This is a genomic window from Acinetobacter sp. ANC_7511, from assembly GCF_056779975.1.
In genome coordinates this window covers 39999-54473 of sequence record NZ_JBWYIY010000001.1, presented here as the reverse complement: position 1 = coordinate 54473, position 14475 = coordinate 39999, and the positions used below count along the sequence as shown (strand labels likewise).

Sequence of the window (14475 nt, the reverse complement as noted above, 5' to 3'; positions counted from 1 at the left end):
TTTTAAAGGGGTAATCAATTGCGAGATATCGTGATTAAACAGGGTATGAATAAGCCTATTCCATTAGACGTTAATAATAGTGATGGCACACCATATGACTTTAGTGATGTGACTGAGATCCGCAGCAAGATACGAAATATCAGTCGTGAGGTTATTGCAGAACTCATCATTTCCATAGATGAGGAAACACCTGGTCGACTCATTATAGAAACAGGTCCTACTGATGATTGGCCTATAGGAGAGCATGTTTGGGATGTCTACTTTTATTTGAAAGATGGTCATGTATTTCCCATGCCCGACAAAGGTGTAAGCAAATGGATTGTTGATGAACGAATCTCTTAAAGGAGGGTATTTCTATGAGCCAAAACACTCACAAAGTCATTGTGAAAAATTCAGCGCTTAAGGTGACAGTCAGCACATCAAATAAAGCAATAGTTGCGAAAATGCCCATCAAAGTCGTTCAAGTAAATGAAGCTGGTCGTCAAGGACCCAAAGGTGATCCTGGACTAACTTTAGATGAGGTTGATGATCGAATTGATCAAAAAATTAATGAAAATAGAATTTTGTTCAGAGATTTAGCAGGGAATATATATGGTTCAGATACTTGATATTTTACTAAAGGATGATCTGCATCCGAGCCTAGCAATCAATGCGAATAATCAACTGCAAGTAAATGTCGATAATGAATCTATTCATATCAAGCCAAACGGAACCATTGCCTTAAGTATTGAATCGCAATTATTGATTAATGCTATTAAAGCTAATCAAACATTAACAGCTCTCTCTTCAAGAGTCGATGCAGAGTCAGGTGCACGTTTTATCACTTATGTTAATGAGCTTGGTCAAACGACAGAATTAAATTTTTCAGCATTTATGACTGATGTCCACGTAAATGGTGGTGTGGTTGAGGGAAAGGTGTTAGTGCTCACTGATACTGCAGGTGATCAAGTGCGAATTGATTTGACTCAATTTATGAGTGAAGCTGATGTACGTGCATTGATTAAAAGTATGTTTACGGTCGCCTTGAGAAATTTAAAAGGTGATATTAAAGGGTGGATTTTACCTTATGAGCCAGAACAACCCGATATTGTTTCCGAGTGAAGTAAAAGTACCTGAGCTTGAAGAATTTTCGGATGACTTTATTCTGCATAACAATCAACTATATGTTGACTGGAATCGGGTAGGTAATGTTCTTAAGTCTTCGAGTGGTGGGCCCAGAGTTGTTTACGAAGGTGAGGTTGTAGCAGACGAATCGGATGCATTTTTTACTATTAATATACCTGATGGGGTGTTTGCAGAACCGCCTAAGATTTTAATTACTGGCTTTGCTTTAAATCCCGAAACAAACACTGCTGTCGGTAATGCTGCATTTGCATGTCTATTTCCTTCGAGTGTTACAACTACTCGAGCACGTGGTAGAGCAAAGACGGCAAATTCTGCAGGCTTGTTAGCAGCTATGGTTCTAACCAATGCAGTTGGGGCGATTGTTCAATTTATAGCTATTGGTAAGCCGTATATAGGAGATCAGTATGCACTTGCCGCCTGAAGGTACCCAGTTTTTTTCAGATTATTATCGCAGTCAAATTGGCGAACATTATTATCTTAAAGAAGAAAACGGAACTTGGTTTGTTTTTAATTTTCAGCAATGGGTAGCATTACCACCACCTGATCAATGGATTTTGGAATATAAAAAGCCAATATCTGAATTTACTGAATGGGACTATAACCCATTTAATGTATAGCCACCTCTGGGTGGTTTTTTTATTGCCGATTTTAAGGGGGCGTTAGTGAATGAACCTAGTGCATCACTTTGGAAAAAATTAAATGAAGTAACAGACAAACTTCAGAAAGTGTCTGAGCAGCTTATTGAATCAAATGCCATTAACAAAGGTTATCACCAAGCACTTGATCAGCATCGGATCAAGATTGAGGCCCTAGAGCGTGAAAACAATCGTGCTCAAGGTGCGATAGGTTTACTCAAATGGGCATCAACTATTCTACTCGGCATATCTATAACTAGTGCTTCGTGGACCATTAATACAATCAATCAACTCAAACAAGATGTGGCTATTATGAAAAGCCTCAGAGAGGATAGAAAATGAAATTAATTGAAAATTGGAAACAGGCTTGGAAACTCAAGTCAGTACAAGTAGGCGCATTTAGCGCCTTTTTTTATGCCTTAATTTTATTCTGTGATCAGTTTGTACAGGTGTGGAATGTTATTCCACCAGAGCTAAAAACCTACATTCCCGAACAATGGAAAGAATTTGTCGGGTGTTTTGTTGGTGTAGCTATGATTCTTGCTCGCTTAAAGGCTCAACCTGAACTACATAGCATTAATCAGTTTGTAACTGTAACAGCAGGGCATTCAAATTCTGATCCTGGTGCGGTAAATGGCAATCTTAAGGAAGCCGATTTTGTTGTAACCATTCGAAATGCTTTAGCTTATTACCTAAAGCAGGCGGGCTTACAGGTTAAAACTGATGGTATTGGCACTCAGAACGATCCGTTGTCTTCAGCCCTCAAATTAATCAAAGGTTCTAAAATTTCTTTAGAGATTCACATGAATGCAGCAGCAAACAAAACTGCTGTTGGTATTGAAACAATCTCATTACCTAAAGATAAGAAATTGGCTCAAGAGATCTCTAAAGCCGTTCAGAAAATCACAGGTTCACGACTTCGTGGTGATAGTGGCTGGATTGATCAATCTAAATCGGCTCGAGGCAAATTGGCTTTCGTACAAAATGGAGGTTTAATTCTTGAAGTTGGTTTTATCTCTAATGATGCTGAAGCAAAGCTAATTCAAGATCGAGCATGGTTGATTGCAAGAGAAATCTCAAAAGTAATTATCGCTAACCAGTAAAGAGATAGCCCTCTAAATGAGGGCTAATTTATTTAAATATAACAAAATTTTTAAAGTACAGTTTTCTGCCTGATTCACTATCTATTAATTTATATACATATAAATCATAATTATTCCTATGCTTTAAATCATATACATTTTGTTTGTAATCACCATCGAGCATTAATTTTCTGAAATATAAATTACGTTTTAAATCGAATGCACTTAGAATTTTTTTCATTTGCGACCTCTATCTCTATATACCTTGTGTAGATGACTTTCCAGAACCCAAATATCACCATCGATGACAACTTTATTGCCATCGTAAAGAGATAAATTCTGGCCATAAAAATCTGTAATGTTATTTAGTTTCCCTTGATAATTATAGTTTGCCCAAGCACATCTACGATCACTGTGGTTTGACTCTTTGTGAAAAACGAGGATTACTTGAGGGTATTTAATCATCATGAGTTTAATTCTCGGCACTAATATAATCTGGTATTTCAACAAAGTAAGCTTGATTAGTAGCAATGCTTACCCATTGCAACGTCCCGATTTTATTAATGAGTTTAATATTATTGTTATCGTATAAGCTGATTAATACATTATTATCATCAAAAAAACCAACATATTGAATAGCTGGATTTCTGTGAAAGTTTTCATACATTTTATGGACTTTAACTTTAACAATATTCATTATTTATCCTAATCACCTAAAAGGAGTTAAACCTTTTAAATGATTTAAGAACTCTGAGTTATAAGTTATTTTTTAACCTCGACCTCAGTATGCTCTTTCGGAGCATCTTTAGTTTGTCTGTTCTCAGCATTTAATTGCTGTTCCTTATTTTTTTCTTGCTGAGCTTTTTGCGTATTATCGCCTGCAGGATTTGATTGTTGCTGGTTCTGTTGTTGCTGGGTTTTAGAGTCACTTGACTTTGTGAAATTTGACATAATGATTGTCCTTGAATTGTCAATAGTATTATCGACAAACTCAGCATGTGCCTTATATTTATTAATAGATACCCTGAATATGTATCAAGATTTATAGTTTTAGAAATATTTATTATGAGTGCCTGATATTAATCGATTATTAATATAATATTTAAATTAATATATTTGTAATTTATAAAAACTCTTACTCATGCATTGTCATAAATTTTTACATTAGCAATTTAGCAGTAATCTCCTCATCAAACTCTATTACCCCAGTCTAGTACGATTCAATCTATAGATTGAAATTTTTTCAATACTTTGCAAGTTATGCTATCCGCTGAATTCTCAAAAAAGAGAAATAGCAAAATTGGGTAGGAAACCTTATAGGTAAAGTATAAAATTTCTTTAGTAACTTACTAACAATTAATTCTGATGAAAATGATCACAGAATTATTTTCTAAGACGTAAATATCTTCAGTCTACAAAAAATGAAGAGTCTACAAAAAAATAAATTTGTAGACTGATTTGTAGACTGATGAAGTGCAATTACACCTAAGTGGTAACAAATATATGCAACTATTAAATAGTATTAAGTTATTGAAAATACAGGTAATTGCAATATGATACAAGCGTTGCCAATTAAAACAAAACTAGGTGGATTCTACTTTTTCTACTATGCGATTGTTGGTACCTTCATGCCGTATTGGAGTCTATATCTGCAAGATCAGGGATTTAGCTTTTTAGAGATTGGGGGGCTTAGTGCAATTGCAATCATGACACGTTTTTTTGCGCCGTTTATTTGGGGTTGGGTGGCGGATAAAACGGGTAAAAGAATGCTATTAGTGCGAATCGCAACATGGATGGAAGCGAGTATATGGTTCCTCATTTTTATTATACCTAATAATTTTCAATCAATTGCCTTGTTAATGTTGATCTTCAGCTTTTTTCAAAATGCGATACTTGCTCAATTTGAAGGCGTTACATTATTTTGGTTAGGCGAAAAACGAAATGAACTTTATGGCAAAGTGAGAAAATGGGGATCGATTGGGTTTATTGTTGGTGTTTTCTTTATTGGTCTAATTCTTGAAATCATCGATATTCAGTATCTCCCGATTTTATTACTGAGTATTTCATTTCTAGCGTTCTTATGGTCATTTACAGTAAAAGAACCGAAGGGCGCACCAAAAGCCCAAAAAACACTTGAATCCATTATTCCAGTCTTAAAACAACCAGTTGTGAAAGCAATTTTCTTAATTGAGTTCATTATGTTGTTTGCTCAAGCACCATTCTATAGTTTTTATAGCAATTACTTACAGTCATCTGGATTTAGTACCACAGCAACAGGATTTCTTTGGTCAACAGGTGTTATTGCTGAAATCATGATGTTTGCCTATGCATCATTTTTTTTAAATCGTTTTACATGGCGTCAGTTGGTTGCGATCTGTTTATGGATGACTGGGCTTAGGTTTTTGCTTGTTGGTTTATTTCCTGAAAGTTTTGTTCTCCAATTTCTATCCCAGACAATGCATGCATTCAGTTTCGGTTTATTTCACTTATTGGCGATGCGCATTATTTTTGAGCACTTTTCTGCTGGGCAGCAGGGTAGAGCTCAAGCTTTGTATAGTACGATGTGGGGCTTGGGTGTGGCATCTGGAAGCGTATTGGCAGGACAATATTGGGAGCTGATTTCTGGCAGCTATATTTTTATCATTGCAGGAGCTTCAACGTTGATTGGTTTCATATTTTTATCCGCTTTACCAAATCTCAAGCCCACTGAAGCAAGATAGTGACTTATGATGTTTGAGTAAATAGTAATTGCGGATCCACGCATAATCTATTTCGTCCTTCAGATTTCGCTTGATAAAGGGCAACGTCTGCACGATTAATCAATTGTTGGAATGGGGTGCCAGACGGAAGTTGTTGATAACTTAAACCTATGCTTACACTAATATTGAGATGTTGATTTTGCCTGATCATAATCGGTGTTTCTGCCACGCGGTCGCATATACGCTGTGCGATTTTAATGCAGGCTGGTAGGTTACTATCTTTAATTAAGATGGCAAATTCTTCACCGCCAACTCTACCGAATAAATCATTTGATCTAATTTGAGATCTGACGATATTGCTAAAGTCTTTGAGAACAATATCACCTATTTCATGTCCATATTGATCATTAATTTTTTTAAAGTGGTCAATATCGAGTAGTAGAATAGACACGCTGTGAATATTGGATTTCGCCTCCCTATGAGTTGAGTCTATCGTCTTTTCGCTTTCTTCATAAAAATATCGGCGATTCATAGTCGTTGTTAAACTGTCATGGTTCGCTAAATATAATATTTGGTGATATAGCTTTTGGCGATTCAAACTAATAATTGATAATGTTAGTGGGCCTAAAGCCAGCATGAAAAGACCAATGCGAACAGACAGTGTTGTCGAAATAAATGCTTCTGGAGATTCTGTTAGATAATATGCACTTAAGCTGTTGTATAAGAACATACATACAAAGCAGTTGATGATTGCAACCAACAATAAATTGTAGGTTAATGCTGCCCAGATGAGTGCTCCGATCGGGAACATGATGGCGCCAGGGCCAATAAAAAAGTGAGTTAGAATTACAGATACAACGACAAATATGAAGGGTAAGACAAGGGGCAAACTTAAACGTTGATTTTTTTGATTTACAAAATATTGTTGAACTGTAGTTTTGCTTGGTAATGCGAGAACAATAGGTAAAAAAGCGACAAAGTTAAGAATTTCACCACTCCACCACATGCCAAAATCAACCAAAATACGGCTGAGCTCCATAAAGCTGTTAGGAACATAAGGGATGGTTAAAATCGCAAAGGTTGGGCTCGCTAGGCACCCTCCAAAAGCACTAATTAAAAATAAGTAAACAAATGTAAGACCTTTATTGAATTCTTGATAATTGATTTTTAACCGGTTCAGTAGGTATAAGGTCACTAATGGGTTTAGCAAGTTAGCAAGAGTTAACAACCAAGTAAGTTGTAAAGTGTTGCCAGTACCTAGGTCTGCAAGCATATACCCAGAAAAGGCCCCAAGCCAGCCACCAAGATTATTGAGATAACTAAATCTTAAAAAAAGACCAAGTAGTATGGCATTTGCAGGCCAGAAAATTGCGAGAAATGAGAGAGGTCGACCAAGTATTCCAGCCAAAGCACAAAGTGTAATGATGAGCATGACAATCAAAAAAGATTGTGCATTGTTTTTAATCAGGTCTGTTCGTATCCATATGGTCATACTTAACGTATATTCCCTTGCATAAAATCTTATATTTTTAAGCTTTCTGTGAGGTATAGAATGAATATTATTCTGATAAGAATATATTTTTGCACTAATAAATCAGTAGATCGCATTAAACTGCTGATGATTTAAATTTCATCAATAGGGAATTCATTTTCTTATATAAAATTGTTCTTATCACGTTAATTCTATGAGTTTTCTTGCTGAAATGTGCTAATTTAGCTCTAAACGTTGACCTATAGATGTTGTATGAAAAAAACAGTTTTTTTTGCACCTTTACTTTTATTAATGACGTCTTTTTCTTCTGCCGATCAAAATGTCCAAGCGCAAGCTAAAGGTGCTGATTTACAACAGCCTGAAAATAATATTCGAATCAACATGCGCCCAGAAATTTTAGGTTTATGGGGAATGGAAATTCCAAATAATAAAAAATGTGTTGAGTATTATAATTTCCGTGGTAACAATGAGGTGGTCGTGAATAGTGCTAAAGAGTGGTCGGTCGGTTTATTTGAGTATCAACCATCTCAAGACAGCTCTTCGGGCTTGTTGCCTACCTTGGTCATGCAAGTCAATTATGAGAACAACGAAAAAGACTGCTCTGGTAATCAAGTAGATCAGGCAGGAGATTTGTCTCAATATTTTGTAAAATGGGACAATCCGAATCAAATCAATTTCTGTGCATCTGAAAAGGGTGGACAATGTTTTGCAAAACTTAATCGTATATTGCCTTAAGCTAAAATCTTTGCAGTCTATTCTTCAATAATAAAAAAGCCTCTTGAAAAAGAGGCTTTTTTATTCATCTTGTAAAGCTGTAATTACTCAGCTTCGCTATGTCCTTGTACCTGTTTCAACAAATGTTTCTCTAAGTAGTGAATATCCATAGCCTGTTCTGCAAAGTTCTTATCTTCAAGGATGAGATCTTTGTGTAGCGGAATATTGGTTTTGATTCCAGTTAAGATCATTTCATCTAAGGCTTGTTTCATACGAGCCAAAGCGGTTTCGCGATCTTTACCATGTGCGATTAATTTAGCAATCATCGAATCATAGTAAGGTGGAATGCTATAACCTGGATAGATATGAGAATCTAAACGGATGCCTGCACCACCTGGTGTGTAGAATTGCTCGATTTTACCTGGTGATGGGAGGAAGGTGGTTGGATCTTCTGCATTAATACGGCATTCAATTGCATGACCGTGTACTTTGATTTGATCTTGTTCTAGATTTAAACCAAGACCAGCGGCTACACGAAGCTGTTGTTCAATAATATCGACACCCGTTACCATTTCTGTCACAGGATGTTCTACTTGAACACGTGTATTCATCTCAATAAAGAAGAACTCACCATCTTCAAATAAGAATTCGAACGTGCCTGCGCCACGATACTGCATTAATTCGCATGCTTTTACGCAAGCTGCTAAAATTTCAGCACGAGCTTCTTCTGGAAGGTTCGGAGCAGGAGCTTCCTCAAGCACTTTTTGATGACGGCGTTGTAATGAACAGTCACGATCATATAAATGTACGGCGTGACCATTACCATCGCCAATCACCTGTACTTCAACATGGCGTGGCTTTTGAAGGAAACGTTCCATGTAAACCGTATCATCACCGAACCACATTTCAGCATCACGTTGAGCTGCTTGTACAGACTCCAACAGTGTATCAACACGTTCAACAATTCGCATACCGCGACCGCCACCACCAGCAGCAGCTTTAACGATAAGTGGGAAGCCAATCTCTTTTGCTTCGGCCAAGGCATTGTTTGGTGTTACAGCATGAGCTGAACCTGGAACGGTTGGTACACCAGCTTTACGCATCGCCATAATCGCTGACACTTTATTCCCCATAAGGCGAATATGTTCAGGACGTGGACCAATAAAGATAAAACCAGAACTTTCTACAATCTCAGCAAATTCAGCATTTTCTGATAAAAAGCCATAACCTGGATGAATTGCATCTGCACCAGTCACTTCCGCTGCTGTAATAATTGCAGGAATATTTAGATAACTTTCGCTACTTGCACCAGGACCAATACAAACGGCTTCATCAACAAAGCGTAAATGCATGAGGTCTTTATCGGCATCCGAGTAGATACCGACTGTTTTAATACCGAGTGTTTTGCAAGCACGTGTAATACGCAGTGCAATTTCACCTCGGTTGGCAATGAGAACTTTTTGCAACATACCAACCCCCAACGATTACGCGCGGTAGCGGAATAAAGGTTGACCGAATTGGATTACATCACCATTTTTAACTAAAATTTCTTCAATCACACCACTTTGAGTTGCCTCAATTGGGTTCATGATTTTCATTGCTTCAATAATTCCAAGCGTTTCGCCTGCTGAAACAGTTTGTCCTACATTTACAAATGGTGCTTCGCCTGGACTTGGTGCAGCATAGAACACGCCAACCATTGGTGAGGTTTCAACAGCACCACGAGAAGCTGGTTTCACAACTGGAGCTTCTGGCGCAGCAGATTGTATTGGTGCAACACCAGCGGCTACGATAGGATTACGACGCGCTAAAGCAATGGATTGATCACCTTCTTTTACTTCAATAGATTGAAGATCCGATTCAATCATTAAGTCGATGAGCTTTTTAATTTTGCGAATATCCATGAATTCGTATTCCTAAGGTTAAAGATGTGTAGAAGTTTGAATTTTTTGCACGGCATGAGTTAATGCAAATGAATAACCCTGTGCGCCTAGTCCACAAATGACACCGACAGCTTTATCTGAGAGATAAGAGTGGTGTCTAAATGCTTCACGTGCGTGAACATTTGAAAGGTGAACTTCAATAAATGGGATCGCAACACCTAATAGGGCATCACGTACTGCTACTGAGGTGTGGGTCAGTGCAGCAGGATTGATGATGATAAATTTTATACCATCAATTTGGGCTTGATGAATTCGGTCGACAATGGCACCTTCCCAATTGCTTTGGAAGGTTTCAAGTTGAATTGAACTTTCTTGAGCTTGCTGTATGAGTTGATGATTGATATCGTCTAAAGTTAAATGTCCGTAAACTTCAGGTTCTCGCTTTCCTAGCAAATTTAAATTTGGTCCATGTATGACCAAAATGGTCGAACTCATGAAGACAGCTCCAATATGAAAGTTGCAATATAACCTTGCAAGATGTCTGCAAAGTTTGCATATTATGGCATGTTTTTAAGCTTTTCATTTATATTTTGTTTCAAAAATAGCAAAAAAACAATGTCGTCAATGAGCTGTATTTTGAGAACTTTGCAGTCAATTGGCAATGTTAAAAAATTACATTTTTCTTTTAATTCTTCGAGTCTGCTATTTTAAACCGAATTGACCAAAAGTATTCATTTGTTTTGTGTAACCGCCATATGTGAGTCATCAATAGTCAGCATTTCTGACCATGAGGTGGTATAGCGTGGAGAGTGGTGCAATTGCTTCATTTTCCATTGTTGTTGATTGGTATGATAGCCCACTTGAATACAATGCTTTCCAAAGCGGTTTTTCATAGCGCCAATTGTTGTCATGAGTGAATCTCGCTGCTGGATTAAATCATGAGGCTGCCAAAGGTCATGTGTATGTGTTTTTTTAGCACTCAAAGCAGAAAACATGACGGAAACTTTTACATAACGTATATTTTCTTTAAATAAAACATCAATTTGCTGTTGTGCTGCATGGGTCAGGATTAATAAATCATCCGTCGGATATTCCAAACCAATTACATGAGAATGTGATTTCTTGAATGGTTTTACTGGAATTTTTTCATAAAGAGACACATGGACACAGGCGCATAATTGTTCTTGCTTGGTTAAACGCTCATGAGCCCGACTTAAATGAAAAATCATGGCTTGCTTGATTAATGCTTTATCCTTTAATGCTGATGCAAAACTTCGTGATGCTAAGATTCGTTTAGACGGTAAATCAGGATCTTCTAGTGAAATACAGGACTGACCTTTTAGCTCACGAATGGTACGCCCCATGAGCACTGAAAACTGCTTCATCAAATAGTGTTCATTGGCAAAAGTTAAGTCATAGCAATTATAAATACCGTAACTTTCAAGTTGTTTACTAATTTTTCGACCTACGCCCCAAATTTCCGATACTGAGGTTTCTATAAGTAATTGATCAAAACTGCATGGATCCAAATCCAATAAAGAACACACTCGGTTAAAACCAGAACGTTTTTTGGCAAAGTGATTGGCGAGTTTAGCTTGTGTTTTACTGTAACCAATCCCGATACAACAAGGTAAACCGATCCATTGTTGAATACGGTCGACTAATTCTCGACAAAATTTTTCTAAATCAAAAAGACTTTGATAATGTGTTAGGCGAATAAAACATTCATCAATTGAATAGGGCTCTAGATCTGAATCTGCATGAAAGTGTTGCTCTAAAATAGTGAAAAAACGACTAGACATATCGCCGTAGAGGGCATAGTTGCTTGAGAATACTTTAACACCAGCTTTAAGCATATCTTTTTCAATTTCATACCATGGCACGGCCATGCCAATATTGAGAGCTTTCGCTTCCTCACTACGGGATACGACACAACCATCGTTATTACTTAAAACAACGACCGGTTGACCATTTAAACTTGGATTAAATACACGCTCACAACTGACATAGCAGTTATTAATATCAATGAGCGCAAAAATCTCTTGATGATAAATATTTTGCATAGGAGTAGGGTGAACTGCTTAGATCAATTTATTTCAGTTTTTTTAAAATACAAGTCACTACACCCCAGACCATGATTTGTTCTTCGCTACGAGGATAGATGTCAGGGTAGTCTGGATTCTCGGCTTTTAACCATAAAAGGATCGTTCCATCATTTTGTTTTTCTAACATTAATCTTTTTACTGTGAATTCATTATTAATCAGCGCCAAGACGATATCACCATGTTCTGCATTCAAACTCCGGTCAATCAAGATTTGATCACCAACTTCAATCCCTGCATTTTTCATTGATAAAGAATTTACGCGTAGTATAAAAGTAGATGCTACGTTGTGAACCAAGTATTCATTTAGATCAATATGTCCTTCTACATAATCTTGTGCTGGGGAAGGGAAGCCTGCTGCCACAGATTCAATAGGATAGGCAATTTTTAAACGTGTTCTAAATTGGATTGGTGAAATTTCAATTTGTTGATTGAAATCATCTTCAGGTCGTATTTTTAACCATTCTTTAATTTGAATCACTTTTGATTCAGGAATACGCATTACTACTGTTTTTTCTGAAAACTGTGATTTTCGACCTGCATTGGCACGTTTACCACCATGTAGAGAAGCGGTATTTGTTGCTGAAATATTTGAATTGCTGCTCATATGAAATTCCCCCCATTTAATCTTGAATATGTAACAAAATCAAGATAGCAAAAAAAACATTGTAAAAACAGATTGTTTCGTCGGATTGATTGTGCTTATACGACACTATGCTTAAAATTAGGTCTGAATTTATGATGAAAATGGAATCATCCATGTTGCAAGATTTTATTGAAGAGCAAAAATTAGTCTGTGAGGAGTTTGATTCTGCTTACATCAAAGTGAATGAAGATGATGTTGTTGCTGTGGCTAAGCATACTTTAGATCAAGAGCCAATCGTCGGTTTGCGTAATAAGCCTGAACCAGGTGAGAAAGTGGCATGGTTTATTTATGGTGGTGAATTAGGCGAGGGCGAAGATTTTTTTGAGACGATGACGGTGAAAGAGCTTGAAGAAATTTTACCCGACGCAATTCCATTTCTTGCATTGGAAACAGGTTTCCGTTTTATGATTGATCGAGATGATTATGAGGATGTTTGGAAAGCTGAGCCTGATTTAGGAATCTAATGCGCATGTTATGGGTGAGGTTGATTTTTGTAGGTTTAAGTTTTGTTGTATCACAACAGGTTGTAGCGAATGATTTGATTGATGCACAACAGATGGTGTATCAGCAAAAACTGGATCATGAAATGCAGCTGATCGAACAAACCAAGCAGATTTTAGATGATGAACACAGTACAGCCACACCGATGGAGCAACAACTTGCTTTATGCGGAAGGTTAAAGGCCTATCAAAACATTGTTGGTTTAGCAGACCAGTTTATTCAAGTTGAACAAGCACATGTAATGAAACGTATTGCGCAATTTTATTTAAATCAGCAATCTACGAGTTTTCAGCAATCGGGCATGACAATTGATGATTGGTGTAGCGCAAACTAGCAAATTTGTCAGATATTGATATGAATTTGGACTGAATTGATAACTCGAACTTTATTATAATTTTTTGCGTTGAGTTGACGTATTCCAATTTCCCTGATTGACACGCGACATCTTAACCATCATTAGTCTAGGTGATGTCTAAACCCGCTGCATAGCGGGTTTTTTGATGTCTATTTCACTGATTAATTCATTTTTTAAAGCTACGAACTGACTCGATATGCTATTTAAATCAAAAAGTAGTTTTGGTTTACAGACAATTGGCAGGCTTTGGTATTCCGGCTAATCGACTTAGATGGCGAGCAACTAGGCCTGTTTTAAACCTTTCTTGCAATACTGCATTATCAATGTCAGCGCTGACGTGTTTCATTAAAAATTTGATTAAGGGACGAGTTGCAGGAGAATGACCAAATTGAGCGTAGAACTGGCGAACCGCATGCAATACTTCGAAATGCCAAGCTGTTAGCTCAAGCTCGAGCGTATTCGCGAGTACTTGCGCTACATTTTCATTCCAAATGGTATAGTCAACTAAATGACCATCTTGATCGAGTTCAAGGGATAATTCAGTGGTCATGGTAAAACCTAAGTCAATAAATTTGTTTTATTTAAGGCTAATACAGCGTGTAAAGCCCAAAATGATATCTGCAAAAGTGGTGTAATCAATCACTTCAATTTGAAAATACTCGCCGTTCAATAGATGCGAAGGTAATAACTCAGCATCTCGATCTAAAACGTAGACCTTGTTTTGAATCGTAAGTACAGATGGTGTAAACAATGCCAACACCGCATCCCCCATAAGCACTAAAGCATCATTGGTATCCAGTGTTTTTTGAACCTGTTGAATACAATGTTCAGTATTTGCAAATTGAGATTGTATTAAATAAAGCGTTTTATCGGTCATATGAGTTACCAATACAGCACATGGTCAAAGCTTTGAATTAACTCTTTATTAAATTCAATAAATTTAATTTCATGCGTAGTATGTTGAACAAAGGGATTATCTTGTTGATTGGATTCAACCAAAATAGGGCTTAGATCGTAAAACTCAAAGCTATCGACGAGGTTGGAAGCCAGTTTAAACGCATGTTTAATGGGTTCGAAGCTTAATTCGGAACGGAGTAAACTTAAAGCTGCGCCTTGCAATAAAACTTTTACTTCAGCGCCAAAAGTTGCTAAAACCATGGTTGCAGAAAGGCTCTCATGAACTTGTAGCGAGTTGAGATTTGATTGGGTTAATATAACCAGTACAGATTTCACACAATTTA

At 37.0% G+C, this 14475-nt stretch carries 22 protein-coding genes; 11 read left to right on the top strand and 11 right to left on the bottom strand.

All coding sequences use genetic code 11. The features are described from left to right. Positions 1 to 18 precede the first annotated feature (18 nt). Genes AC1M9L_RS00290 through AC1M9L_RS00260 form a run of 7 tightly spaced genes read left to right on the top strand, consistent with a single transcriptional unit; the run spans position 19 to position 2863 of the window. A complete protein-coding gene (locus tag AC1M9L_RS00290) occupies positions 19 to 342 on the top strand; it encodes a hypothetical protein (protein WP_481590987.1) in 324 nt (107 codons plus the stop codon). 14 nt (positions 343 to 356) lie between these two features. Then, positions 357 to 608, top strand: a complete 252-nt coding sequence (locus tag AC1M9L_RS00285) for a hypothetical protein (RefSeq protein WP_481590986.1) — start codon at positions 357 to 359, stop codon at positions 606 to 608. Beyond that, positions 592 to 1101 (top strand): hypothetical protein, encoded by a 510-nt coding sequence (locus AC1M9L_RS00280; protein WP_481590985.1) that lies wholly within the window; start codon positions 592 to 594, stop codon positions 1099 to 1101. Before AC1M9L_RS00285 ends, AC1M9L_RS00280 begins: the two co-directional genes overlap by 17 nt. Next, complete coding sequence (locus AC1M9L_RS00275) at positions 1067 to 1546, top strand: hypothetical protein (RefSeq protein WP_481590984.1); 480 nt, start codon at positions 1067 to 1069, stop codon at positions 1544 to 1546. Before AC1M9L_RS00280 ends, AC1M9L_RS00275 begins: the two co-directional genes overlap by 35 nt. Next, on the top strand, positions 1530 to 1742 hold the full coding sequence (locus tag AC1M9L_RS00270) for a hypothetical protein (RefSeq protein ID WP_481590983.1): 213 nt from the start codon (positions 1530 to 1532) through the stop codon (positions 1740 to 1742). The genes AC1M9L_RS00275 and AC1M9L_RS00270 overlap by 17 nt, the downstream gene beginning before the upstream one ends. Before the next feature lie 45 nt (positions 1743 to 1787). Beyond that, positions 1788 to 2102 (top strand): hypothetical protein, encoded by a 315-nt coding sequence (locus AC1M9L_RS00265; protein ID WP_481590982.1) that lies wholly within the window; start codon positions 1788 to 1790, stop codon positions 2100 to 2102. After that, positions 2099 to 2863, top strand: coding sequence for an N-acetylmuramoyl-L-alanine amidase (locus tag AC1M9L_RS00260; protein WP_481590981.1), 765 nt, complete (start codon positions 2099 to 2101; stop codon positions 2861 to 2863). Before AC1M9L_RS00265 ends, AC1M9L_RS00260 begins: the two co-directional genes overlap by 4 nt. Before the next feature lie 451 nt (positions 2864 to 3314). On the opposite strand, the gene AC1M9L_RS00255 is transcribed toward AC1M9L_RS00260, so the two are convergent. Beyond that, a complete protein-coding gene (locus tag AC1M9L_RS00255; protein WP_481590017.1) occupies positions 3315 to 3539 on the bottom strand; it encodes a hypothetical protein in 225 nt (74 codons plus the stop codon). Positions 3540 to 3604: 65 nt separating this feature from the next. Beyond that, positions 3605 to 3793 carry a hypothetical protein gene (locus tag AC1M9L_RS00250; RefSeq protein WP_481590980.1) on the bottom strand — a complete coding sequence of 63 codons (189 nt, stop codon included), beginning with the start codon at positions 3791 to 3793 and terminating at the stop codon, positions 3605 to 3607. Positions 3794 to 4398: 605 nt separating this feature from the next. Between AC1M9L_RS00250 and AC1M9L_RS00245 the strand changes: the two genes are divergently transcribed. Then, the gene (locus tag AC1M9L_RS00245; RefSeq protein WP_481591125.1) at positions 4399 to 5562 is read left to right on the top strand and encodes an MFS transporter; all 1164 of its coding nucleotides are present in this window, start codon (positions 4399 to 4401) and stop codon (positions 5560 to 5562) included. Positions 5563 to 5566: 4 nt separating this feature from the next. On the opposite strand, the gene AC1M9L_RS00240 is transcribed toward AC1M9L_RS00245, so the two are convergent. Next, on the bottom strand, positions 5567 to 7033 hold the full coding sequence (locus AC1M9L_RS00240) for a GGDEF domain-containing protein (protein WP_481590979.1): 1467 nt from the start codon (positions 7031 to 7033) through the stop codon (positions 5567 to 5569). Between the two features lie 252 nt (positions 7034 to 7285). Here AC1M9L_RS00240 and AC1M9L_RS00235 point away from each other — a divergent pair, with 252 nt between their 5' ends. Beyond that, on the top strand, positions 7286 to 7768 hold the full coding sequence (locus AC1M9L_RS00235; protein ID WP_035270703.1) for a hypothetical protein: 483 nt from the start codon (positions 7286 to 7288) through the stop codon (positions 7766 to 7768). Between the two features lie 83 nt (positions 7769 to 7851). Here the strand turns inward: AC1M9L_RS00235 and accC are convergent, their stop codons facing one another. From accC to AC1M9L_RS00210, 5 genes are all read right to left on the bottom strand, one after another. Beyond that, positions 7852 to 9216: an acetyl-CoA carboxylase biotin carboxylase subunit gene (gene accC, locus AC1M9L_RS00230; RefSeq protein ID WP_035267832.1), complete on the bottom strand. Its 1365-nt coding sequence runs from the start codon at positions 9214 to 9216 to the stop codon at positions 7852 to 7854. Between the two features lie 15 nt (positions 9217 to 9231). Further along, positions 9232 to 9651 (bottom strand): acetyl-CoA carboxylase biotin carboxyl carrier protein, encoded by a 420-nt coding sequence (gene accB / locus AC1M9L_RS00225; protein ID WP_035267829.1) that lies wholly within the window; start codon positions 9649 to 9651, stop codon positions 9232 to 9234. Positions 9652 to 9669: 18 nt separating this feature from the next. Further along, the gene (gene aroQ, locus AC1M9L_RS00220; protein WP_035267826.1) at positions 9670 to 10125 is read right to left on the bottom strand and encodes a type II 3-dehydroquinate dehydratase; all 456 of its coding nucleotides are present in this window, start codon (positions 10123 to 10125) and stop codon (positions 9670 to 9672) included. Between the two features lie 236 nt (positions 10126 to 10361). Beyond that, positions 10362 to 11693, bottom strand: a complete 1332-nt coding sequence (locus AC1M9L_RS00215; protein WP_035267823.1) for a Y-family DNA polymerase — start codon at positions 11691 to 11693, stop codon at positions 10362 to 10364. A gap of 28 nt (positions 11694 to 11721) precedes the next feature. After that, positions 11722 to 12339, bottom strand: a complete 618-nt coding sequence (locus AC1M9L_RS00210; RefSeq protein ID WP_481590978.1) for a LexA family protein — start codon at positions 12337 to 12339, stop codon at positions 11722 to 11724. A 152-nt stretch (positions 12340 to 12491) separates the two neighbouring features. Between AC1M9L_RS00210 and AC1M9L_RS00205 the strand changes: the two genes are divergently transcribed. Both AC1M9L_RS00205 and AC1M9L_RS00200 read left to right on the top strand, forming a co-directional pair. Next, complete coding sequence (locus tag AC1M9L_RS00205) at positions 12492 to 12842, top strand: immunity protein Imm33 domain-containing protein (protein WP_035267817.1); 351 nt, start codon at positions 12492 to 12494, stop codon at positions 12840 to 12842. Continuing rightward, positions 12842 to 13213, top strand: a complete 372-nt coding sequence (locus AC1M9L_RS00200; RefSeq protein WP_180027827.1) for a hypothetical protein — start codon at positions 12842 to 12844, stop codon at positions 13211 to 13213. The genes AC1M9L_RS00205 and AC1M9L_RS00200 overlap by 1 nt, the downstream gene beginning before the upstream one ends. Positions 13214 to 13460: 247 nt before the next feature. On the opposite strand, the gene AC1M9L_RS00195 is transcribed toward AC1M9L_RS00200, so the two are convergent. From AC1M9L_RS00195 to AC1M9L_RS00185, 3 genes are read right to left on the bottom strand one after another with little or no spacing between them, the layout of a single operon-like run. Then, positions 13461 to 13784 carry a TusE/DsrC/DsvC family sulfur relay protein gene (locus AC1M9L_RS00195; RefSeq protein WP_179998007.1) on the bottom strand — a complete coding sequence of 108 codons (324 nt, stop codon included), beginning with the start codon at positions 13782 to 13784 and terminating at the stop codon, positions 13461 to 13463. Positions 13785 to 13811: 27 nt separating this feature from the next. Next, on the bottom strand, positions 13812 to 14111 hold the full coding sequence (locus AC1M9L_RS00190) for a DsrH/TusB family sulfur metabolism protein (RefSeq protein ID WP_035267811.1): 300 nt from the start codon (positions 14109 to 14111) through the stop codon (positions 13812 to 13814). A 5-nt stretch (positions 14112 to 14116) separates the two neighbouring features. After that, positions 14117 to 14467, bottom strand: a complete 351-nt coding sequence (locus AC1M9L_RS00185; RefSeq protein ID WP_035267809.1) for a hypothetical protein — start codon at positions 14465 to 14467, stop codon at positions 14117 to 14119. Positions 14468 to 14475: the final 8 nt, after the last annotated feature.

Excerpts from the sequence above, each read along its gene's own strand:
- AC1M9L_RS00190 (WP_035267811.1), bottom strand. The coding sequence starts at position 14,111 with ATGACCGATAAAACGCTTTATTTAATACAATCTCAATTTGCAAATACT.
- AC1M9L_RS00195 (WP_179998007.1), bottom strand. The coding sequence starts at position 13,784 with ATGACCACTGAATTATCCCTTGAACTCGATCAAGATGGTCATTTAGTT.
- accB (WP_035267829.1), bottom strand. The coding sequence starts at position 9,651 with ATGGATATTCGCAAAATTAAAAAGCTCATCGACTTAATGATTGAATCG.
- AC1M9L_RS00240 (WP_481590979.1), bottom strand. The coding sequence starts at position 7,033 with ATGACCATATGGATACGAACAGACCTGATTAAAAACAATGCACAATCT.
- accC (WP_035267832.1), bottom strand. The coding sequence starts at position 9,216 with ATGTTGCAAAAAGTTCTCATTGCCAACCGAGGTGAAATTGCACTGCGT.
- AC1M9L_RS00235 (WP_035270703.1), top strand. The coding sequence starts at position 7,286 with ATGAAAAAAACAGTTTTTTTTGCACCTTTACTTTTATTAATGACGTCT.
- aroQ (WP_035267826.1), bottom strand. The coding sequence starts at position 10,125 with ATGAGTTCGACCATTTTGGTCATACATGGACCAAATTTAAATTTGCTA.
- AC1M9L_RS00280 (WP_481590985.1), top strand. The coding sequence starts at position 592 with ATGGTTCAGATACTTGATATTTTACTAAAGGATGATCTGCATCCGAGC.
- AC1M9L_RS00275 (WP_481590984.1), top strand. The coding sequence starts at position 1,067 with ATGAGCCAGAACAACCCGATATTGTTTCCGAGTGAAGTAAAAGTACCT.
- AC1M9L_RS00285 (WP_481590986.1), top strand. The coding sequence starts at position 357 with ATGAGCCAAAACACTCACAAAGTCATTGTGAAAAATTCAGCGCTTAAG.
- AC1M9L_RS00270 (WP_481590983.1), top strand. The coding sequence starts at position 1,530 with ATGCACTTGCCGCCTGAAGGTACCCAGTTTTTTTCAGATTATTATCGC.
- AC1M9L_RS00205 (WP_035267817.1), top strand. The coding sequence starts at position 12,492 with ATGTTGCAAGATTTTATTGAAGAGCAAAAATTAGTCTGTGAGGAGTTT.
- AC1M9L_RS00215 (WP_035267823.1), bottom strand. The coding sequence starts at position 11,693 with ATGCAAAATATTTATCATCAAGAGATTTTTGCGCTCATTGATATTAAT.
- AC1M9L_RS00200 (WP_180027827.1), top strand. The coding sequence starts at position 12,842 with ATGCGCATGTTATGGGTGAGGTTGATTTTTGTAGGTTTAAGTTTTGTT.
- AC1M9L_RS00255 (WP_481590017.1), bottom strand. The coding sequence starts at position 3,539 with ATGAATATTGTTAAAGTTAAAGTCCATAAAATGTATGAAAACTTTCAC.
- AC1M9L_RS00210 (WP_481590978.1), bottom strand. The coding sequence starts at position 12,339 with ATGAGCAGCAATTCAAATATTTCAGCAACAAATACCGCTTCTCTACAT.
- AC1M9L_RS00260 (WP_481590981.1), top strand. The coding sequence starts at position 2,099 with ATGAAATTAATTGAAAATTGGAAACAGGCTTGGAAACTCAAGTCAGTA.
- AC1M9L_RS00250 (WP_481590980.1), bottom strand. The coding sequence starts at position 3,793 with ATGTCAAATTTCACAAAGTCAAGTGACTCTAAAACCCAGCAACAACAG.